The following is a 19,484-nucleotide window of genomic DNA, read 5'->3' as shown; positions in this document are numbered from 1 at the left end:
GTGTGGGCCGTGAGACTCACAAGATGATGCTTGATCACTATCAGCAGACCAAAAACCTGCTGGTGAGCTACGACATCAATCCGCTGGGCTTCTTCTAACTCACAACCCGCTCCCACATTTGAAATGCAATAAAAATGTGGGAGCGGGCTTGCTCGCGAATGCGGTGTATCAGTGACTGAATTTTGAACTGACCCACCGCATTCGCGAGCAAGCCCGCTCCCACACTTGATCTTCACAAGACCTTGCTACTCATTCGGCTTACTTAAGTAAGCCGGGACAAAACAATAAGAAAGGGATTCCATCATGCCTAGCGAACCGAATGGCGCTCCGGCGTCCGGGTCTTCCGTCGACTTTGAAAAGGTCGGCAACGAATACTTCCAACAACGGGAACTGAAAAAAGGCGCTGCCGGCTGGGTGCTCCTGGTCGGTCTCGGGGTTGCCTACGTGATCTCCGGCGACTACGCCGGCTGGAACTTCGGCCTGGCCCAGGGCGGCTGGGGCGGCATGTTCCTCGCCACACTGCTGATGGCCACCATGTACCTGTGCATGTGTTTCTCCCTGGCCGAACTGTCTTCCATGATTCCTACCGCCGGCGGCGGCTACGGCTTTGCCCGCAGCGCGTTCGGCCCCTGGGGCGGATTCCTCACCGGCACCGCGATCCTTATCGAATACGCCATCGCCCCCGCCGCCATCGCAGTGTTTATCGGCGCCTATTGCGAGTCGCTGTTCGGCATTGGCGGCTGGATGATCTACCTGGCGTTCTACATCATCTTTATCGGCATCCACATCTTCGGGGTGGGTGAGGCGCTGAAGCTGATGTTTGTGATTACCGCCGTCGCGGCCATTGCCCTGGGCGTGTTCCTGGTGGCGATGGTGCCGCACTTCAATATCGCCAACCTGCTGGATATTCCGGTGACCGAGGCCAAGGGCGCCAGCACCTTCCTGCCATTCGGGTATGTCGGCGTGTGGGCAGCGATTCCCTATGCAATCTGGTTCTTCCTGGCGGTCGAAGGCGTGCCGCTGGCCGCCGAAGAAACCAAGAACCCGAAACGCGACCTGCCCCGCGGCCTGATCGGCGCCATTGTGGTGCTGACCAGCTTCGCCCTGCTGATCCTGGTCATCGCGCCCGGCGGTGCTGGCGCCTATGCACTGATGGCATCGGGCAATCCGCTGGTAGAAGCCTTGTCCAAAGCCTATGGCGGTTCCACCTGGATGGGCCACTTCGTCAATCTGGTGGGCCTGGCCGGGCTGATCGCGAGTTTTTTCTCGATCATCTACGCCTACTCTCGGCAGATCTTCGCCCTGTCCCGCGCCGGCTACCTGCCGCGCAAGCTGTCGCAGACCAACAAAAGCAAGGCACCGGTCCTGGCCCTGGTGATCCCCGGCATCATCGGGTTTGGCCTGTCGCTGACCGGCCAGGGTGATTTGCTGATCCTGGTGGCCGTGTTCGGCGCGACCATTTCCTACGTGCTGATGATGGCCGCACACATCACCTTGCGCATCCGCCGCCCCAAAATGGACCGTCCTTACCGCACACCGGGCGGCATCTTCACCTCGGGCGTCGCTCTGGTACTGGCCTGCATCGCTGTTGTGGCGGGCTTTCTGGTGGATCCGCGCGTGGTGATTGGCGCCGCGATCATCTATGGAGTATTAATTGCTTACTTTGCTTTCTACAGTCGGCATCACTTGGTAGCAGGCACGCCGGAAGAAGAATTTGCGGCGATCCAGGCCGCAGAGGCCGCCTTGCACTAAACGCCGTAAACCTCGGCGCGGGCGCTTTACTCACATTCTGCCCGCGCCGAAAAGGAGACTCTGTATGGCAAGCTTTTCCCACGCGGTCGGTGCATTGACCTACCGCTTCGACAGCCTCAAGGACTTGATGGCCAAGGCCAGCCCGGCGCGCTCCGGGGATTTCCTCGCCGGTGTTGCCGCGCAGAACGACGGTGAGCGGGTCGCGGCGCAAATGGCCCTGGCCAATATTCCGCTGAAGCACTTTCTTGAAGAAGTGCTGATCCCGTACGAAAGCGACGAAGTCACCCGGCTGATTATCGATACCCACGATAAACAGGCGTTTTCCGTGGTCAGTCACCTGACCGTCGGTGGCCTGCGGGATTGGCTGCTCAGCGACGCGGCCGACGAACAAAGCCTGCGTGCCCTGGCGCCCGGGCTGACACCGGAAATGGCCGCCGCCGTGTCGAAGATCATGCGTGTGCAGGACCTGGTACTGGTGGCGCAGAAGATCCGCGTCGTCACACAGTTTCGCGGCACGATGGGCCTGCGCGGGCGCCTGTCCACCCGCCTGCAACCCAACCACCCCACCGATGAACCGGCGGGTATCGCCGCCAGCATTCTCGACGGCCTGCTCTACGGTAACGGCGACGCCATGATCGGCATCAACCCGGCCACCGACAGCATCGCCTCGATCTGCGCCATGCTGGAAATGCTCGACGCGATCATCCAGCGCTACGAAATCCCGACCCAGGCCTGCGTGCTGACCCACGTCACCACCTCCATCGAAGCCATCAACCGTGGCGTGCCGCTGGACCTGGTGTTCCAGTCGATCGCCGGCACCGAGGCGGCCAACGCCAGTTTCGGCATCAGCCTGAGCGTGTTGCAGGAAGGCTACGACGCGGGCCTGAGCCTGAATCGCGGCACCCTCGGGCAAAACCTGATGTATTTCGAAACCGGCCAGGGCAGCGCCTTGTCGGCCAATGCGCACTTTGGCGTCGACCAGCAAACCTGCGAAACCCGCGCCTATGCGGTGGCCCGGCATTTCAAGCCGTTTTTGGTGAACACCGTGGTCGGTTTTATCGGCCCCGAGTACCTGTACAACGGCAAGCAGATCATCCGCGCCGGCCTCGAAGACCACTTCTGCGGCAAGCTGCTGGGCGTGCCGATGGGCTGCGACATCTGCTACACCAACCATGCCGAAGCCGATCAGGACGACATGGACACCCTGCTCACGCTGCTGGGCGTGGCCGGGATCAACTTCATCATGGGCATCCCGGGCTCCGACGACATCATGCTCAACTACCAGACCACCTCGTTCCACGACGCGCTCTACGCCCGGCAAACATTGGGTTTAAAGCCAGCGCCGGAGTTTGAACAGTGGCTGGCAAAAATGGGCATCTTCACGCAAGCCGACGGCAAGGTGCACTTCGGCAACAGCCTGCCACCGGCATTCCGCCACGCCTTGGCGCAATTGGGATGAAGAAGGAACCGCCTGTGCACATCGACACCCCGGAAAACAACGTGGACAACCCGTGGCTGGAACTGCGACGCCTGACCCCGGCGCGAATTGCCCTGGGCCGTACCGGCACCAGCATTCCTACCGGTGCGCAGCTGGATTTCCAGTTCGCCCACGCCCAGGCGCGGGACGCCGTACACCTGCCGTTTGACCATGTAGGACTCAGCAGCCAACTGGCCGAACGCGGCCGCGACAGCCTGTTGCTGCACAGCGCCGCCGTCGACCGTCACAGCTACCTGCAACGCCCGGACCTTGGGCGGCGCCTGAGTGATGAATCGGCCCAGGCCCTGCGGGACTACGCCGAAGCCAACCCGGGCGGCGTGGACCTGGCGGTGGTAGTGGCCGACGGTTTGTCGGCGCTGGCGGTGCATAAACATACGCTGCCGTTTCTTACACGCATGGAGGAACAAACCCACGCAGAGGGTTGGTCGCTGTCGCCAGTGATTCTGGTGGAACAGGGCCGCGTGGCAGTGGCGGATGAAGTCGGCCAGTTGCTGGGGGCGAAAATGGTGGTGATTCTGATCGGCGAGCGGCCGGGGCTCAGCTCGCCGGACAGCCTGGGCCTGTATTTCACCTACAACCCCAAGGTCGGCCTCACCGACGCCTACCGCAACTGCATCTCCAATGTGCGCCTGGAGGGCTTGAGCTACGGCATGGCCGCTCACCGCTTGCTGTACTTGATGCGTGAGGCCTGCCGCCGGCAGTTGTCGGGGGTCAACCTCAAGGATGAAGCCCAGGTACAAACCCTCGAGTCGGATGATCCCGACCTGATGAAAGGCAACTTCCTGCTCAGCCCGCCGAAGGACTGATCCTTGCACGATTGCGCTTTTTCTCCGCTTTAGGCAGCATCGAAACACGGCCGCTTGTGTGGTCATACCCCATTTGGAAGTTGAGGCCTGGCATGCGGATTACTCAAGCGACCCTGGAACACCTGGACCTGTTGACCCCGCTTTTCGTCAAATACCGTGAGTTCTACGGTGCGCTGCCTTTCCCTGATTCGAGCCGCGCCTTTCTGGAAAAACGACTGCGCCGCAAGGAATCCGTGATCTATCTGGCGTTGGCCGACGATGACGACAAGAAACTGCTCGGTTTCTGCCAGCTGTATCCAAGCTTTTCATCGCTGTCCCTCAAGCGCGTGTGGATCCTCAACGACATCTACGTCGCCGAAGACGCACGCCGGCAGTTGGTGGCCGACAACCTGATGCGTACCGCGAAGAAGATGGCCAAGGAAACTCACGCCGTGCGCCTGCGTGTGTCCACCAGCAGCGACAATCAGGTGGCGCAGAAGACCTACGAGTCCATCGGTTTTCGGGAAGACACCGAGTTCAAGAACTACGTGCTGCCCATCAGCGATGACTGACATCTATTAACCAAAGCTCATGCATCGGTGGTGGGAGGCCCCTCCCACACTGACTCTGTGCCTGGAATAAGATCGATGTCGCGACATCCCCCGCTACAAAACCAACACGCTTTTCACGACTCTATCCGTATAATGCGGACCTTTCAGGGTCGTAAGAATTACGCCACAACCTTGTAGCCCTTATTACCCGAAGCCTCCGCACAGGCCCGCTGAGCCAGGCCATTCACACAGGTGCCATCCATGGATTTCAACCCGCTCGACCTTATCCTGCATCTCGACGTGTACCTCGACATGCTGGTGAGAAACTACGGAGTGTGGATATACGCCATTCTGTTCCTGGTTATCTTTTGCGAAACAGGCCTGGTGGTCATGCCCTTCCTGCCGGGTGATTCCTTGCTGTTTATTGCCGGCGCCATCGCCGCGGGCGGTGGGATGGACCCGGTATTGTTGGGCGGTTTGCTGATGCTCGCGGCCATCCTGGGTGACAGTACCAACTACGTGATCGGACGAACGGCCGGGGAACGCTTGTTCAGCAACCCCAACTCGAAAATCTTCCGCCGCGACTACCTGCAAAAAACCCACGACTTCTACGACAAGCACGGCGGCAAAACCGTGACCCTGGCGCGCTTCCTGCCGATCCTGCGGACATTCGCACCGTTCGTCGCAGGCATCGCGAAAATGCCTTACCCGCGCTTCTTCGGTTTCAGCGTGTTCGGCACCATCCTGTGGGTCGGCGGCCTGGTGACACTGGGCTACTTCTTCGGCAACGTACCGTTCATCAAGAAAAACCTGTCGCTGCTGGTGGTGTTCATCATCCTGCTGTCGCTGGTACCGATGATCATCGGCGTGTTCCGCAGCCGCTTTGGCCGCAGCTCTTCCGAAGCCAAGCCCCAGTAACCTGCGATGTGGTCCCTGAGCGCCTGGCGTCGCCGGCGCCTGCTGGCCAAGCACCCGATTGCCGATGAAACGTGGCAGCGGGTGCGCCACCACTTGACCTTCCTCGACGGCATCACCGTTGAGCAAGACCAGTGGCTGCGGGAAGCCTGCGTGGTGTTCCTCGCCGAAAAACACCTCACCGCCCTGCCCGGCGTCGAACTGCACCAGGAACAACGCCTGCTGCTCGCTGCCCAGGCACAACTGCCGCTGATGAACCTCGGCGACCTCGACTGGTACCAGGGCTTCCACGAGATCGTGCTGTATCCCGACGACTTCCTCAGCCCCCAGCGCCATCGCGACGCCAGCGGCGTGGAACACGAGTGGGACGGCGAGCACAGCGGCGAAGCCTGGCAGCAAGGCCCGGTGATCCTCGCCTGGCCCGGCGTACTGGCCAGCGGCAACTGGGAAGGCTACAACCTGGTGATCCACGAACTGGCCCACAAGCTGGACATGCTCAACGGCGACGCCAACGGCCTGCCGCCGTTGCACCACGACATGCGCGTGCAGGAATGGGCCAGCGTCATGCAAAGCGCCTTTGACGATCTCAACCGCCAACTCGACCACGATCCCGACGCCGAGACCGCCATCGACCCCTACGCCGCGGAAAACCCGGCCGAGTTCTTTGCCGTTACCAGCGAATATTTCTTCAGTGCCCCGGATTTGCTGGTCAGCAGTTATCCACAGGTGTACGAACAACTGCGCCACTTCTACCGCCAGGATCCCCTGGCGCGCCTGCACCAACTGCAGGCCGGCGACGTGCGGTATCAGACTGAACGCCAAGCGTCCTACGACGTCTGACGCATGGCATCGGCGTCAGAATATGCCTATAATCGCCGCCACTTTTAGGCCAATCCGGCCATGTTCCATGGCCAACTACGGGGGCAACGCCCAATGAGCTACAGCAAGATTCCGGCTGGCAAAGACCTGCCGAACGACATCTACGTCGCCATCGAGATTCCGGCCAACCACGCGCCGATCAAATACGAAATCGACAAAGACAGCGACTGCCTGTTCGTTGACCGTTTCATGGCCACCCCGATGTTCTACCCGGCCAACTACGGTTTCATCCCTAACACCCTGGCAGACGACGGTGACCCCCTCGACGTGCTGGTCGTGACCCCTTACCCGGTTACCCCAGGCTCGGTTATCCGCGCACGCCCGGTCGGCATCCTGAACATGACTGACGATGGCGGCGGCGATGCCAAAGTTATCGCAGTGCCACACGACAAGCTGTCCCAGCTGTATGTCGACGTGAAGGAATACACCGATCTGCCGCCACTGCTGCTGGAACAGATCAAACACTTCTTCGAGAACTACAAAGACCTCGAAAAAGGCAAATGGGTGAAGATCGACGGTTGGGGCAACGCAGACGCCGCCCGCGCCGAGATCATGAAGTCGGTCGCTGCCTACAAAGGCTGATACCGCTACTCGTTTTAAAAAGGCCCCGATTAATCGGGGCTTTTTTTGTGGGAAAAATATAAACATCCGAGCATTTTAATAAACACATTTACAGCTACTGTTTAACTAGCTTAGTTATCCGGTAGAACACTCCCTCAATAAGGAAACACCTACATACGGCAACTCAACGCATGGTTTATTTGATCTATTTTTACGGCCAGTAAACTCTGCGTTTATGAATACATCAGGTGATCGCTTAAGAGCGCTATTACGGGAAGTTCATCTTTCCGCTTCCGACTTCGCCAAGAACCGCAATGTTACGCCTCAGCACGTAAACAACTGGTTCAAACGCGGCGTCCCCATGGGCCGGCTCAACGAGTTCGCAGAACTGTTGTGCGTCACCAGCCGATGGCTGCGTACAGGCGAAGGCCCCAAACATCCACCCGCTAACTACCTACTGGAAGGAACCGATTTAGACGTCTCACACCGTATTGCCCGCGAAAACAGCGGCAACTACATCACCCACCCGGTCTCTGGCCCGGTAAAAATCGATGTGGAGATTCCCCTCCATCCCACCTTCACCTCAACCGAAAGCATCCGCCTCTCCCTGCACGCCCTTGAAACCATCGGCGTAAACCCGGAGCGGGCACTCGGTGCCTACATGGTTGGCAACAGCATGATCGACATCATCCAGGACGGAAGTACCCTCGCGATCGACTGTGGCCGCAAACAGATCATCGACGGCGAAATCTACGCGGTAGAGCACGACGGAATGCTGCGCATCAAATACCTCTACAACCGCCCCGGAGGCGGCCTGCGGATGCGCAGCCACAACAGCGCCGAGCATCCGGACGAGTTTTTGACCTACGAACAGCGGCACGAGCAGAACTTTGAGATTCTGGGTTGGGTGTTCTGGTGGGCGACACTGAATAACCGCCGACCACCAGTGCCGCTGGATGAGCATTTATTGGGCTACGAAGGCTCTAAATCGGATCCGAAGCTGGGAAATTGAGGCGAATGTGGGTATTATCCGCCGCACATTTGGTAGGGGGTTGGCGTGAAGCCGGTCCGCCCTGCCTGGCGATGCGGAGGAGTTCCCGCTGATGCCCCTTATCACCCGGGCGCGAGTTTGGGTGAACGATTTGAAGGCTGGTGAGGTTTACCAAAAATAAGCTGAACCAGTCCCCGAGAAGCCGGCCACAAGCCGGCTTTTTAATGCCTGGAAGAAATGCACTACACCTGCCAAGCATCGAGCTATTTGAGAACGCGCCAACCGCTCCAAGGCACGCAAGCCGTCTTTTCCATCCTCAGGACATTCGCCTGATACGTCGCTAAAAGCCCGCTCCAAGAACACGTTTCGCATACCTGTCGTTACCAACGACATGACGTCAAGACGTGTCGCAGAAATCAAAATATAGCGACACGTAGTGCACACATGTTTACACTGACGCCACGAAAGGGCGCCCTGATGAGCCCCTCTTACCTTTAGACGGATAAGTCAAAGACCGAGCCCCATCCATGACCGCATCCCACCTTCCCTGGCAGGCTGACAAGCCCTACAACCAGCTTCCCACTTTGCCACCGGCAACTGTTCTGGAAACCCATGCAGTGCTCAAACGCTGCATTGAGGCCCGCACAGCCCTGGCCGAATTGAAGCAAGCGGCTGAGCTGATCCCTAACCAGACAATGCTGATCAACACCATTCCATTGCTGGAGGCCAAGGATAGCTCGGAGATCGAAAGTATCGTCACCACCACGGACCTGCTCTTTCAGCACGCTCAGAATGGAGATAGCCATGCCGACCCAGCGACCAAGGAAGCACTGCGCTACCGCAGAGCCCTGCAGAAGGGTTATCAATCGTTGGCCGAACGCCCACTCTCCACCGGTACTGCAGTCGAAATCTGCCGCACGCTTAAAGGCGTGAACATGGATATACGCCGGGTGCCAGGAGTCCAGCTAGCCAACGACCGAACCGGCGAGATCATCTATACCCCACCGGAAGGCGAAGATCGCTTACGTGACATGCTCGCCAACTGGGAGCGCTTCCTGCACAACGAGACCGACCTGGATCCATTGGTACGTATGGCGGTTAGTCACTATCAATTCGAAGCCATTCACCCATTCACCGACGGCAATGGCCGTACCGGGCGAGTGCTCAACACCCTGTACCTGATCCAGGAAGGCCTGCTGAATCTACCGATTCTCTACCTTAGCCGTTACATCATTGCCCATCGAGCCGATTACTACCGCCTGTTGCTTGATGTCACTCGTGAACAAGCCTGGGAACCCTGGTTGCTGTACATGCTTAGCGCAGTAGAAGAAACCGCACGCTGGACATGTGCCAAAATTGCCGCCATCCGCAGCCTGTCCGAACACACCACACAGTTCGTTCGCGAGCAGTTGCCGAAAACCTATTCCCGCGAACTGGTGGACGTTATTTTCGAACAGCCCTATTGCCGCATCAGCAACGTCGTCGACAAACAGATTGCCCAGCGTCAAGCAGCCTCCCGTTACCTCAAAGAGCTAGTCGCCATCGGCGTTCTGCAAGAGGTTCAGGTTGGCAAGGAAAAGCTCTTCATCCATCCCAAGCTGATGCAGTTACTCAGTCGCGACAATAACGACTTCAAGCCATACGCCTGAGGGGACAGCTTTACTCGATGACAATTGTCTGCCGGGATCTGCGCCCCTGAGCCGTGATGATCAGCATTTGGTCAGTAGGTTGCTGACCAAATGCGTCGTTACCTCAGTGTCGGCTTAGGATCCTCACCTCGGCTGCAAGCAATCCAACGCCCTATCCACCACCACCTTCGACATCTCCACCAAATGCATGACTGCCCGCTGCGCGCCATTCAGCGGCTCGGTCGACGCCTGGGCGGTCGCCACGGCGCAATGCAGCAACTCGGCAGCATGGGCCAGCGCATCTTCGAAACTCAGTTCGTCATCAACGGTAAACGGGGTGGGTGAAGGCTGCGCGTCCGGCGCTTTGAGGTAGCGATCAATCACTCGGCGTGAGGCATCAGTGTCGCGGAGTAAGGCTTTATGGAATGCGGGTGGATCGGGGGTAACTTTGACCATGGTAGAACTCCTAGCAGTGAGTTGAACCACTAACCTCTCGCGACTAAACGATCAGAAGGTGGCAGCTGTACGCAGGTTAGTCGACCGGCCGCTAGGCACCGGCGCACCCGAAGGTGCCCTGCGCACAGCCACCATAAAGTGCAGGCGATAAATACCTGGCTTTGAGATGGCGCTGTACGCCTAGCGTTGTCCGGGCGACTAAACCCGATCACCGAATATGCGGTGACGGAACGCAGACTAGTCGCGGGATTTTGCTGGCGCAAGCGCTTGGAATTCTCTAGGAAACGTCCTGCAAATGAAAGGGATGAGTCTTCCTGGCCATTCCCAATCACTGCCACTTCTTGACTCTCCCCCTAAGGTCACACCTCACCCTGAACCCCCAATTTTCAGGACTCCACCGCCATGAGCCAACGCATCCTGGTCATCCTCGGCCACCCTTCCAGCACCAGCTTCTGCTCCGCCCTCACCGACACCTACATCACCAGCGCCAAAACAGCCGGCCACGAAGTGCGCGTCCTGCGCCTGGGCGACCTGGCTTTCGACCCGATCCTCCACAATGGCTACAGCCTGATCCAACCCTTGGAACCCGACCTGCTCGGCGCCCAATCCGACATCCTGTGGGCCAATCACCTGACGTTTGTTTTTCCCATCTGGTGGGGTGGCATCCCGGCGTTGATGAAGGGGTTTATCGACCGAATTTTCCTGTCCGGTTTCGCCTTCAAATACCGCAAAGGCAACGCCTTCCCCGACAAACTCCTGAAGGGCCGAACCGCGCATTTGCTGGTGACCCTGGACACGCCGCCGTGGTATTACAGGTGGTTCTACCGCATGCCCGCGCTGCACCAGATGCGCAAGACGACGCTGGAGTTTTGTGGCATCCAGCCGATCAAGACGCTGTTGTTCGGACCGGTACTCGGCTCCACGCCACAGCAACGGGACCGATGGCTACAACAGGCCAGTACTCTCTTAGGGAAAAGGACTTTTCATGTACATCGGCAAAGCTGCTCAGTTGTCGGGCACCACGATCAAGGCGATTCGTCACTATGAGGCAATCGGCCTGTTGCCGCCGCCGCAGCGGGAGGGCCGCTATCGGATCTATTCAGCACAAAGCGTTGAGCTTCTGATGTTTATCAAGTGCGCCCAGCAGCTGGGCTTCAAGCTCAAGGAACTGCAGGGCATTCTGCATAACGCGCAGGGCGATGAGCTGCCTTGGCATAAGGCAAATAAAGCGATTGCAGACAAAAAACAGCAACTGTCCCATCAGATTGAAACTCTCCAACGGGTGTATACGGACTTGGTCAAGTTTGAAGCGAACTGGACCGGTCACTGTCAGCCTGAGTAATGTCCGGTTGCCAGTGAATGACCTTCGCCTAAAGGGTGGTAGCAACTAGCCACCCCCTGTAGTAGGCTCCTAACCAATTGACAACACCTCCCAGGCCCGGCAGTACAAGGCAGTTACCATGTCACAGCGAAGGATCCGCTCTGTTGGCCCAAGGCTCTGCTGTATCTGCCTAACGGCCCCCGCTCACTCCAGGCTCTCCCATGACTGATCTTCCCGCTTCGATCGCCCACCGGCGTTTATCGGAGGCGACGCCCCCTGCGCTGCAAACACCTCTGCGCGAAGCGCGTTTCAACCTTTCGCGGGATGTGGTGCTGCCTGCGCGCACCCGGCTGCAGTTGGACGAGTGCCTGGCGCGCCTGCGCTTTCATACGAAAATTTACCAGGACTGGGGCTTTGCTGCCGTAGACCCGATGGGCATGACCGCCATCTTGAACTTCTATGGCCCGCCCGGCACCGGCAAGACCTTATGTGCCGAGGCACTCGCCGGTCAGCTTGGGCTGCCGTTCATGGCACTGGGTATCGCCGAGCTGGAAAGCAAGTTCATGGGCGATACGGCCAAGAACATTCAGGCGACCTTCGAACAGGCCCGGCAAACCGGGGCGCTGCTGTTCTTCGATGAAGCCGACACGTTGCTCGGCAAGCGCTTGTCGTCCGTCACCCAGGGCGTGGACAACGAGGTCAATGCCATGCGCTCGACCTTGCTGATCGAGCTGGAGCGTTTCGAGGGCATCGTGGTGTTTGCCACTAATTTTGCCAAGAATTATGACGAGGCCTTTCGCAGCAGGATCGGTTACCACGTCGAATTCTGTTTGCCCGACCTGGGCGCCCGGCAACAGCTTTGGGAGCGCTTTCTGGTGCCGCAGATTCCGCTGGCCGGGCCGCGCGGAGCGTTGATCGACAGTGCCAGTCTGCGTTCCGACGGGCTATCTGGCCGAGAAATCCGCACGTGCATGCGCCTGGCACTGCCCAAGTCGTTTCTTGCCGCCGAGAAAACCGGCGGGGCCCCGTGCCTGCACGCCGAGCACTTGCACGCGGCTATCGATGAAGTCCTGACCAGTCACCTCCAGGTAGCAACACCGCCTCCCACCCGAATACACAGCGAGCAGGACGTGGCCCGTGCCAAAAGCCTGCTAGGCCTTCAATAACTTAATAATGAGCAACGTCATGGGAATTCTTTCAAAAATGTGGGGCGGCATCAAAAAAGCTGCCTCGTCGGCCTGGGAAAAGACTAAGGAAGTAGCCAGAGAAGCTATCGGCTTGATGGCAGAAAAGGCTGAGACGTTTGTCGGCACAGTCAAAAGCGTCTGGCAGAAGGTGAAGCCCTTTATTGAAAAGGTCGTACAGCCGGCTCTGAAGCTCGCCGTGCAATGGACTTCGGCCGCGTTGCCCGCCTTTCCTTGGGTCGCCGGAGCCATCGCGGCCTTCGACAAAGCGCTGGATGCCTTGGTGGCCTGGGACAAGACCGCCATGGCGAAAAAACTCGATGCCGCCATTCACTGGGTCATTCAGAGAGCCAAGGACCTGCACGACATAAACCTCAGTAAAGAGGAAATGGCCACCGCGGCAGAACACGAAGCAACCTTCCGCGAGGCCCGCAGCGAGGTGCGCGGTGATGCCGCCAAGGCCATCGACCTGGCCAGCCTGATTACCAGCTATGCACAGCTCAATACGCGCATCACTCACGTCATGGAAAACAACAACATTGAGGACTTTGAGCACTACCTGCGCTTGCGTGCCGCGCAAAAATTGCTCAAGGACACCGAAAAACGCCTGATGCTGGCGCAAGACATCCACGTTATCAATGCCGACGACCTGTTCCTGATGGAGATCGGCGCCGAGCTGCTGAAGAAAACTCCGAGCATCAGCGACGCCGACACCCAACGCCTGGACGAAGTCATCTACGCGCGCTTCCAGCAGAAGTTGATCCCGTTCGTGTTCGAAGAAATGATCATGGCCTGGGGCTGCAACCTGGACACCATGGAGCAGGAATGGAAAGCCCAGAGCCAAGCCATCGCCAAGGATCAGGTGCTGCTGCGCCGCCTGGAAATCGGCCAGCGTCTGTCTGAACTGGATGCTGAAGAGGCCGCGATACTGGCCGACCTGCAGGCCAAGGTGCCGGCCCTCAAAGCCCAGATGGACAGCAAGCGCAAACGCGCCAATGAAATGCGCAGCTACGTGTTTGCCGCCGAAGGTTTCCTGCAGATGCTGGAAAAAAATCCCGAGGATTTCGCCGACAAGGAATACCTGCTCGAAGACAGCAGCGCAGCCGGGATGATCATCATCGAGTGTGCCCAGCACGGTAAGCAATGGGAGGAGCTCAGCGAGTCCGAGCAGTTCCTGATAATCGATTTCGCCAATATCTTTGAGGAAGCCAGTCGCGCCCGAGCGGCCAGGCTGGTCGAGGTGGTGGCGTGAAGTTCGACGAAATCATCGCGTTCCTGATCCCGGGAAACGACCCCATACAGCTGTTTTTTGGCGGCCTGTTTCTGGTCCTGATCGCCGCGACGCTGATCGGCGTATGGCGTGGCGCTACCTCCGAGTCCTGGGAAAAGCGATGGAACGGCAACGGTCAAGTCGATGACTTGGACGTGGAACACGGCTCGGTCAATGAGATCAGTGCTGCCGTGGCCAGCCCAGGCGAAAAGCTCGCGGACATCATGCCCGGCATCCTGCTGATCCTGGGGCTGCTCGGTACGTTCCTCGGCTTGGGTATCGCCCTGAACAAGGCCTCGACCATCCTGCTCGAAGCCAATGCCGGGGGCGGCATGGACAATGCCATGGCCAACCTGATGGACATGATGGAAGGCTTGGGCACCAAGTTCAAAACATCCACCTGGGGCATCATGGCTTTCCTGCTGCTCAAGGCGTGGTCGGCCCGCAATGGCTACGAGGAGCGACGCCTGCGTTGGTGTGTCGGCAAGATGAAAGCCGCGTTCGACTTCAGCCGCCTGGCACAACAGCAGGAACGCCAGCAAACCCAATATGCACTGATCGAGGCCTTGGGCAGGATTGACCAGACACTGGTCAGCCAAGGGCAAGCAAATCACGCGTTGCTTGAAACCCAATGCACACTGAACAAGCATTCTGGCGCCATCCAGGTTGCCACTCACAAGGCTGTCCAGACATTGCAGCAGGCCCTGGTGCCCGAGATGCAGGCCCTCAACGCCAGCAACGCCCAAGCTCGTGATGCGCTGCAAGAGACGCTGACTCACCTGCATCAACACGGCGTCACGCTGGGTGCGACCCACTCGGCCATCCAGGACCTGCAACAAGCCCTGTTGCCCGAGGTGCAGACGCTTAACACCAGCAATAACCAGGCACGCGATGCCCTGCTGGAAACCGTCACGCATCTGCAGCAACACGGCATCACGGCGAGCGCGACCCACTCCGCAGTTCAGGATCTGCAGCAAGCCCTGCTGCCCGAAGTTCAGAACCTCAACACCCACGCCGAGCAAGCGCTGGAGGCTTTGCGCGACACCGCCAGCACTCAGCAACAGAACAACGAAGGGCAGAAGCAACAGCTCAAGGCCGCCCATGCCGCGCAAAAAAGTCTGGAGCATATGGAGGCCAATATCAGCAACCTGGCAGCGATTTCCGAGGCGGCCACGCAGATGGCCGGTGCTGCCAGCGATGTGGGCCTGTCAGCCAAGGAACTGCAGTCGGCTATCGGTGGTTTCAAGGATGGTGTTGCCGATGTACTGGGCAGTATCAAGCAAGACTTGGGCAGTACCATCGGCCAGATGGGAGACAGCTTCACAGACAATATGGCCACTATGTCCGCGACCATGGCCAACGCCACCGGCGGTATTTCAACAGCTGTCACCAACCTGTCCAGTAGCGTCGGCCAGACGATGGACAAGATACAGAAGTCAAACGAAGACTCGATGGCAATCCAGAAGAATGCCCAAATCGAATTCCTGGGGACCAGCGAAAACCTGAACATAAATATTGGGAGCATGACCGACCTGGTCGGGGACCTGCGTGAACGCATTGTCTCTGGGCTCAAGGCCGTGTCGGAAAGCAGTCGGGGCATGATCGCCGTCAATTCTAAATTCCAGGACGTCACTGAAAAAGCCGCCCGCAGCGCCGTCGCAATCGAGGAACTCGTCGCTGAACTGCAAAAGCTCCAACACGCCAGCCCCTTGCAACCGGTAATGGATACCGTCGCAGGCCGGGTCGAGATGATCGGGCATAGCCTGCAGCGCCTGGACGAGCACCTGCTCGCACTCAAGTCGGCTGCCGACGACGAGCGACAGTTACACGCGATTGGCCAACTGCAGGCCCCGCTGCAACGGATTGTAGAGCGGCTTGAAAACCCCGCCCCGCGCCTCAAGCCCTCGAGTTTCAGTGCCGTAGAGGCGTGAAGGTTTCCCCATGAAAGACAAACCAAATGAATGGGTGTCCATCGCTGACCTGATGGCCGGAGTCATGGCCGTGGTCATGTTGCTACTGGTGATGTCGGTGCTGCAAAAGACCTACTCCGACCTCAAGCACAAGCAGGAGATGGAAAAAAGCAGCACCTCACAACGCGAAAAGGTTGGCGCGATTCTCAGCCAACTCAAGGCCTCGCTGGAAACCAGTGATAACGACGGGTTGGTTGTGCTGGACATCAACGCGCAGAAGATGACCTTGCGGGACGGTATTTTCGGCCGCGGCAGCGCCTGTGTCACTGATCAGGCCAAACTGGCGTTCGCCAGTATCGAGGCGCGTATCGCTGACTTCCTGGCCACCTTCAGCAGCGGAAAAGTGTATATCGAAGGCCATACCGACAACTTGCCCGTATCACGCCCAGTGACCAACTTCGAGGCGTTTTGCACGGTATACGACGACAACTTCACTCTGTCCGCCGCACGCGCCCGAGAGGCCCGCAAGTTGATCATCGGCGACCTCGACACGGCCAGCGCAAAACGCGTGGTGGTGGCCGGCTACGGCGACTCCCAGCCCATTCCCGGCATCGCCCCCGAGGACGCACAACAACGGCGTATCGAAGTGCGCTGGGTGATTCAGGAAGATCGCTAGGCAGGCTTCACCCCACTTTTCACTACAGACAAAGGATTACAGCAATGGGTATCACCTACCGACCGGATGATGACCTGGCGTTTCTCCAGTACTGCACAGAGGACGACATCCGCCAACTGGCCAAGTACCTGATGTTCGATGACGACGGCGAAAAACGCGTGGCCAGCGAGATTGCCGACGACCCGCAATTCAAACAGCTTGAGGGACAGCCGAACCAATGGCGCCAATGCTGGAAGTTGGTCGCCGGTGAGCTGCAGCATTTTGCCGGTGACTCCATCGTCAACCTGTTCCGCCGCCAGGGTGTTTTGTACCGGGAAATGCTCAGCGACGTCTGCGACAAGGCAAAAGCCAAATACGACAGTAAAGCGTCGGCCTATGACATCGAAAACACGCTGATCGAACGGCTGGTCGCACAGTCCTGGGACAGCATGTCCGATGCTGAAAAACACAAGGCCATGGAATCGATGAACCTGCCAGACGCCATTGATTCGATGCCGATAGTGGCCATCATCAAGGCGATCAGCTCAGGCGGTAAAGGCTCGTTCGAGTGGTCGGCGTGGCTCGCGACCTCCGCGCGCCAGTTCTTCGGTAGCGCTGCCGCCATGGGCGCAGGCGGCGCCGCTGCGTTGATAGGCGGGCGCGCCGTGGCCGCTTTCGCAGGGCCGGTAGCGGCGTTGGCCATTACCATTCCGATGTTCAGCGGCGCCGCCTACCGAGTCACGATTCCGGCGGTTATCCAGATCGCCTACATGCGCCGAAAATACGAAAAAGAGGACCGTTTCTAATGCAAGCTGCCGCCGACCTGCTGCAAAAAATCTGGGTGCTCGATGAGTCCGCCTTCTCCAAAAAACTGCTGGATGCGCTGGCACAGGGCAAAGCCGTCATCCATGACGGCGTGGCCTACTGGAAAGCAGGCAGCGGCGAGACCGGCATCATCCAGCACTTGCCGTTCAAGGAGACGCTGATCAAGTCTGCTGAAGAGGCGATCAAAGCCGCACAAATGACCACGGTCCTGGCTGCGGCTGCCTCGACGTGCGTGATCCTCGGCGCCCTGATCATCCAGACCAAATACCTGGCCGCCAAGCTCGATAAGATCCAGAGCACTGTCGACGAAATATCCAAAGACCTGCACTCGCAAAACATCATCTACTACATGGACAAGGTCACCGACTACATCGGCGCCATAGAGGTCGCCCGTACGCTGCTGAAAGACCGCAGCCTGGCCCATGAAATCAAGGAAGTGGCCTACCCGCTTCTGGCCACGGCAGCCGCCAAGCGCAACCACGCATTGTCGTTCATCGATAACATTCTGAACCTTGCGCACAACAGCAACGAGCTGACCAACAAGCACTATGAGCTGGTGGTTAACTTCGCTCACATGATGCTGGAAATCATGCCGCTGGGCATGCACACCGAGTACCTGCTGGCCGCTCGCGTCGGCAAACCGCAGTTGGCACAACAAATTCTGGAGGATGGTTCCGAGCGCTATCAAGGCGCTATTGGGCTCTATAAAGGCTTCCTCAATGACCAACATCGCCAACTGGTCCGCGGCAGCATCGGCGATAAAGCTGAAACCTTCCACCGCATCGAACACCGAGCCAAACAGCTGATCGACTCGGAAGAAAACCGGTTGTTACTGTCGCTGCCCAACGGTCGCATGGCGGTGCTCCAGGCTGCTTAATGTGGCTCCAACCCCAATCGCTTGCCCGCAAGCGATTGGGGTATACATAGCCTCACGTGACCTCAAGCCTTCCTCGCAGCTCGGCCACCCGCGCCCTTTCCGCCCGCAACGCCCGCTTTAACTCACGATTCTCCATCTCCCGGATCTTCGCCCAGCGTGTCGCGGTGCGACAGCCCATCACAAACTTCCAGATCTCCCGAAGCCGCAGGTACTGCATCAACAACACCAGCAGAATCACACCGATCAACACCAACGCACCTGTCGAAATCAACTCCGACATACCCATGTCCTTTTTCCTTTTTTTAGCTTCGGGCAATCCCGAAGACAGCCACACGATATGTAGCCTTTGATTACAGGTCCATACTGTGGACAGATACAGGTAAAGTAATGGCACACATGGGAGGGGTCATGAAACGCAAGCAATCCATTGAGCAAGTACGTTGGGACCTGGCACTTCGCTATCGCTTGATCGAGACAGTCGCCTGGTGGGAAGGGCGCCTGACCACGGGGCACTTGATCCAAAGCTTCGGCATCAGCCGGCAGCAGGCGTCGAAGGACATCAACACGTACATCAACGAGCATGCGCCCCGAAACTTGACATATGACAAGCAGCTCAAGGGCTATGTCCCGAGCAAACTGTTCAAGCCAAGGTTCATCGACGACAGCGCCAGCGCCTATTTGCACCTGCTGTACCAGAACAATGAACGAGCGCCGCACATTGAAGGGCTGGCGTTGGCTTATGCCCATACCAAGGTGTTGGAAGTGCCTGACCGCAGCATTCGGCCACAGATTTTGCGCCCACTGCTCAAGGCCTGCCGCGAGGGGCTGCGCCTGGAAACCGAGTACGTTTCCCTGGCCAACCCGGAGCCGGAGATTCGCCTGATTGCGCCTCATACCCTGGTGTACACGGGTATGCGCTGGCATGTGCGGGCTTACTGCGAGAAGAACCGTAAGTACCGTGACTTTGTGCTCAGCCGCCTGAGGGGCGAGCCGGAGTTGCTGGACAAGTCGGAAAACCTGATCGACGAGGACACGGTCTGGGAGACCGCAGTGGACCTGGTGATAGCACCCGACCAGCGATTGTCGCCGACCCAGCGGGCGATCATCGAGACGGACTTCGGCATGGTCGACGGGCAGTTGGTAATCCCTAGTCGCCAGGCGCTGGTGAAATATGTCCTGCAGCGTTATCAGATCGATCCGAAGAACCTGGACCCTAAACCCGAAGCCCAGCAGATCGTGGTGAAGAACCTGCAAGAGCTGAAGCCGTGGCTGTACGATTGATCGACACCGGCTCCTCCCCGGCGCAATGCTGGGGAGAACGCGGTAATCAATAAGCTGAATCGCCGTTTTACGTAGTGCCGGGCAGCGGCTCGACACGGAAAAAATCTCCCTCCCCGTAAGCCCAATCTGATTTTCCGGACCACTC

General features: G+C 58.5%; 21 protein-coding genes. 19 read left to right on the top strand and 2 right to left on the bottom strand.

The genetic code is table 11. The features are described from left to right. The 10 genes from HBJ59_RS31780 to fic all read left to right on the top strand — a co-directional run. Positions 1 to 98, top strand: a 98-nt coding sequence (locus HBJ59_RS31780) for a hypothetical protein (protein WP_231492973.1), incomplete at its 5' end; no start/stop codon positions are given. A 205-nt stretch (positions 99 to 303) separates the two neighbouring features. Further along, positions 304 to 1,752, top strand: a complete 1,449-nt coding sequence (gene eat, locus HBJ59_RS30710; RefSeq protein ID WP_167665717.1) for an ethanolamine permease — start codon at positions 304 to 306, stop codon at positions 1,750 to 1,752. Positions 1,753 to 1,816: 64 nt separating this feature from the next. Next, positions 1,817 to 3,211 (top strand): ethanolamine ammonia-lyase subunit EutB, encoded by a 1,395-nt coding sequence (locus HBJ59_RS30705; RefSeq protein ID WP_167665716.1) that lies wholly within the window; start codon positions 1,817 to 1,819, stop codon positions 3,209 to 3,211. Next, positions 3,208 to 4,056: an ethanolamine ammonia-lyase subunit EutC gene (gene eutC / locus HBJ59_RS30700; protein ID WP_076014105.1), complete on the top strand. Its 849-nt coding sequence runs from the start codon at positions 3,208 to 3,210 to the stop codon at positions 4,054 to 4,056. Before HBJ59_RS30705 ends, eutC begins: the two co-directional genes overlap by 4 nt. A gap of 92 nt (positions 4,057 to 4,148) precedes the next feature. Further along, a complete protein-coding gene (locus HBJ59_RS30695) occupies positions 4,149 to 4,607 on the top strand; it encodes an N-acetyltransferase (RefSeq protein WP_167665715.1) in 459 nt (152 codons plus the stop codon). 240 nt (positions 4,608 to 4,847) lie between these two features. Further along, positions 4,848 to 5,504, top strand: a complete 657-nt coding sequence (locus tag HBJ59_RS30690; protein ID WP_076014107.1) for a DedA family protein — start codon at positions 4,848 to 4,850, stop codon at positions 5,502 to 5,504. Positions 5,505 to 5,510: 6 nt separating this feature from the next. After that, on the top strand, positions 5,511 to 6,341 hold the full coding sequence (locus tag HBJ59_RS30685; protein WP_167665714.1) for a zinc-dependent peptidase: 831 nt from the start codon (positions 5,511 to 5,513) through the stop codon (positions 6,339 to 6,341). A 93-nt stretch (positions 6,342 to 6,434) separates the two neighbouring features. Next, the gene (gene ppa, locus HBJ59_RS30680) at positions 6,435 to 6,962 is read left to right on the top strand and encodes an inorganic diphosphatase (protein ID WP_003176323.1); all 528 of its coding nucleotides are present in this window, start codon (positions 6,435 to 6,437) and stop codon (positions 6,960 to 6,962) included. A 214-nt stretch (positions 6,963 to 7,176) separates the two neighbouring features. Further along, complete coding sequence (locus tag HBJ59_RS30675; protein WP_076014109.1) at positions 7,177 to 7,953, top strand: XRE family transcriptional regulator; 777 nt, start codon at positions 7,177 to 7,179, stop codon at positions 7,951 to 7,953. Positions 7,954 to 8,459: 506 nt separating this feature from the next. Beyond that, positions 8,460 to 9,581, top strand: a complete 1,122-nt coding sequence (gene fic / locus HBJ59_RS30670) for a protein adenylyltransferase Fic (protein ID WP_167665713.1) — start codon at positions 8,460 to 8,462, stop codon at positions 9,579 to 9,581. 123 nt (positions 9,582 to 9,704) lie between these two features. On the opposite strand, the gene HBJ59_RS30665 is transcribed toward fic, so the two are convergent. Continuing rightward, the gene (locus HBJ59_RS30665) at positions 9,705 to 10,016 is read right to left on the bottom strand and encodes a DUF6124 family protein (protein WP_017476274.1); all 312 of its coding nucleotides are present in this window, start codon (positions 10,014 to 10,016) and stop codon (positions 9,705 to 9,707) included. Positions 10,017 to 10,418: 402 nt separating this feature from the next. Here HBJ59_RS30665 and HBJ59_RS30660 point away from each other — a divergent pair, with 402 nt between their 5' ends. The 8 genes from HBJ59_RS30660 (at position 10,419) to HBJ59_RS30625 (ending at position 18,058) form a co-directional block, all read left to right on the top strand. Beyond that, entirely contained in the window at positions 10,419 to 11,063 is a 645-nt protein-coding gene (locus HBJ59_RS30660) for an NAD(P)H-dependent oxidoreductase (RefSeq protein ID WP_076014112.1), read from the top strand. Continuing rightward, the gene (locus tag HBJ59_RS30655; RefSeq protein WP_167665712.1) at positions 11,002 to 11,358 is read left to right on the top strand and encodes a MerR family transcriptional regulator; all 357 of its coding nucleotides are present in this window, start codon (positions 11,002 to 11,004) and stop codon (positions 11,356 to 11,358) included. The genes HBJ59_RS30660 and HBJ59_RS30655 overlap by 62 nt, the downstream gene beginning before the upstream one ends. Before the next feature lie 200 nt (positions 11,359 to 11,558). Further along, positions 11,559 to 12,503, top strand: coding sequence for an ATP-binding protein (locus HBJ59_RS30650; protein WP_167665711.1), 945 nt, complete (start codon positions 11,559 to 11,561; stop codon positions 12,501 to 12,503). Positions 12,504 to 12,522: 19 nt separating this feature from the next. Beyond that, positions 12,523 to 13,773, top strand: coding sequence for a hypothetical protein (locus HBJ59_RS30645; protein ID WP_167665710.1), 1,251 nt, complete (start codon positions 12,523 to 12,525; stop codon positions 13,771 to 13,773). Continuing rightward, entirely contained in the window at positions 13,770 to 15,722 is a 1,953-nt protein-coding gene (locus HBJ59_RS30640; protein WP_167665709.1) for a hypothetical protein, read from the top strand. The genes HBJ59_RS30645 and HBJ59_RS30640 overlap by 4 nt, the downstream gene beginning before the upstream one ends. Before the next feature lie 10 nt (positions 15,723 to 15,732). Further along, on the top strand, positions 15,733 to 16,377 hold the full coding sequence (locus HBJ59_RS30635; protein WP_167665708.1) for an OmpA family protein: 645 nt from the start codon (positions 15,733 to 15,735) through the stop codon (positions 16,375 to 16,377). A gap of 44 nt (positions 16,378 to 16,421) precedes the next feature. Next, complete coding sequence (locus tag HBJ59_RS30630) at positions 16,422 to 17,162, top strand: DUF3944 domain-containing protein (protein WP_076014118.1); 741 nt, start codon at positions 16,422 to 16,424, stop codon at positions 17,160 to 17,162. Further along, entirely contained in the window at positions 17,162 to 18,058 is an 897-nt protein-coding gene (locus HBJ59_RS30625) for a hypothetical protein (protein ID WP_076014119.1), read from the top strand. The genes HBJ59_RS30630 and HBJ59_RS30625 overlap by 1 nt, the downstream gene beginning before the upstream one ends. 52 nt (positions 18,059 to 18,110) lie before the next feature. Here HBJ59_RS30625 and HBJ59_RS30620 read toward each other — a convergent pair whose 3' ends face one another. Next, positions 18,111 to 18,344 carry a hypothetical protein gene (locus HBJ59_RS30620; RefSeq protein ID WP_102369980.1) on the bottom strand — a complete coding sequence of 78 codons (234 nt, stop codon included), beginning with the start codon at positions 18,342 to 18,344 and terminating at the stop codon, positions 18,111 to 18,113. Between the two features lie 122 nt (positions 18,345 to 18,466). Here HBJ59_RS30620 and HBJ59_RS30615 point away from each other — a divergent pair, with 122 nt between their 5' ends. Further along, on the top strand, positions 18,467 to 19,339 hold the full coding sequence (locus tag HBJ59_RS30615; protein WP_076014121.1) for a WYL domain-containing protein: 873 nt from the start codon (positions 18,467 to 18,469) through the stop codon (positions 19,337 to 19,339). Positions 19,340 to 19,484: the final 145 nt, after the last annotated feature.

The sequence above is a fragment of the Pseudomonas sp. AN3A02 genome, from assembly GCF_011765255.1.
Taxonomy (GTDB): domain Bacteria; phylum Pseudomonadota; class Gammaproteobacteria; order Pseudomonadales; family Pseudomonadaceae; genus Aquipseudomonas.
The sequence above is the reverse complement of the archived record's forward strand: the minus strand, read 5'-3'. Positions and strand labels throughout refer to the sequence as shown.

What these genes read in the sequence shown, in the direction of transcription:
- eat (WP_167665717.1), top strand. Translation starts at nt 304, where the DNA reads ATGCCTAGCGAACCGAATGGCGCTCCGGCGTCCGGGTCTTCCGTCGAC.
- HBJ59_RS30705 (WP_167665716.1), top strand. Translation starts at nt 1,817, where the DNA reads ATGGCAAGCTTTTCCCACGCGGTCGGTGCATTGACCTACCGCTTCGAC.
- eutC (WP_076014105.1), top strand. Translation starts at nt 3,208, where the DNA reads ATGAAGAAGGAACCGCCTGTGCACATCGACACCCCGGAAAACAACGTG.
- HBJ59_RS30695 (WP_167665715.1), top strand. Translation starts at nt 4,149, where the DNA reads ATGCGGATTACTCAAGCGACCCTGGAACACCTGGACCTGTTGACCCCG.
- HBJ59_RS30690 (WP_076014107.1), top strand. Translation starts at nt 4,848, where the DNA reads ATGGATTTCAACCCGCTCGACCTTATCCTGCATCTCGACGTGTACCTC.
- HBJ59_RS30685 (WP_167665714.1), top strand. Translation starts at nt 5,511, where the DNA reads ATGTGGTCCCTGAGCGCCTGGCGTCGCCGGCGCCTGCTGGCCAAGCAC.
- ppa (WP_003176323.1), top strand. Translation starts at nt 6,435, where the DNA reads ATGAGCTACAGCAAGATTCCGGCTGGCAAAGACCTGCCGAACGACATC.
- HBJ59_RS30675 (WP_076014109.1), top strand. Translation starts at nt 7,177, where the DNA reads ATGAATACATCAGGTGATCGCTTAAGAGCGCTATTACGGGAAGTTCAT.
- fic (WP_167665713.1), top strand. Translation starts at nt 8,460, where the DNA reads ATGACCGCATCCCACCTTCCCTGGCAGGCTGACAAGCCCTACAACCAG.
- HBJ59_RS30665 (WP_017476274.1), bottom strand. Translation starts at nt 10,016, where the DNA reads ATGGTCAAAGTTACCCCCGATCCACCCGCATTCCATAAAGCCTTACTC.
- HBJ59_RS30660 (WP_076014112.1), top strand. Translation starts at nt 10,419, where the DNA reads ATGAGCCAACGCATCCTGGTCATCCTCGGCCACCCTTCCAGCACCAGC.
- HBJ59_RS30655 (WP_167665712.1), top strand. Translation starts at nt 11,002, where the DNA reads ATGTACATCGGCAAAGCTGCTCAGTTGTCGGGCACCACGATCAAGGCG.
- HBJ59_RS30650 (WP_167665711.1), top strand. Translation starts at nt 11,559, where the DNA reads ATGACTGATCTTCCCGCTTCGATCGCCCACCGGCGTTTATCGGAGGCG.
- HBJ59_RS30645 (WP_167665710.1), top strand. Translation starts at nt 12,523, where the DNA reads ATGGGAATTCTTTCAAAAATGTGGGGCGGCATCAAAAAAGCTGCCTCG.
- HBJ59_RS30635 (WP_167665708.1), top strand. Translation starts at nt 15,733, where the DNA reads ATGAAAGACAAACCAAATGAATGGGTGTCCATCGCTGACCTGATGGCC.
- HBJ59_RS30630 (WP_076014118.1), top strand. Translation starts at nt 16,422, where the DNA reads ATGGGTATCACCTACCGACCGGATGATGACCTGGCGTTTCTCCAGTAC.
- HBJ59_RS30625 (WP_076014119.1), top strand. Translation starts at nt 17,162, where the DNA reads ATGCAAGCTGCCGCCGACCTGCTGCAAAAAATCTGGGTGCTCGATGAG.
- HBJ59_RS30620 (WP_102369980.1), bottom strand. Translation starts at nt 18,344, where the DNA reads ATGGGTATGTCGGAGTTGATTTCGACAGGTGCGTTGGTGTTGATCGGT.
- HBJ59_RS30615 (WP_076014121.1), top strand. Translation starts at nt 18,467, where the DNA reads ATGAAACGCAAGCAATCCATTGAGCAAGTACGTTGGGACCTGGCACTT.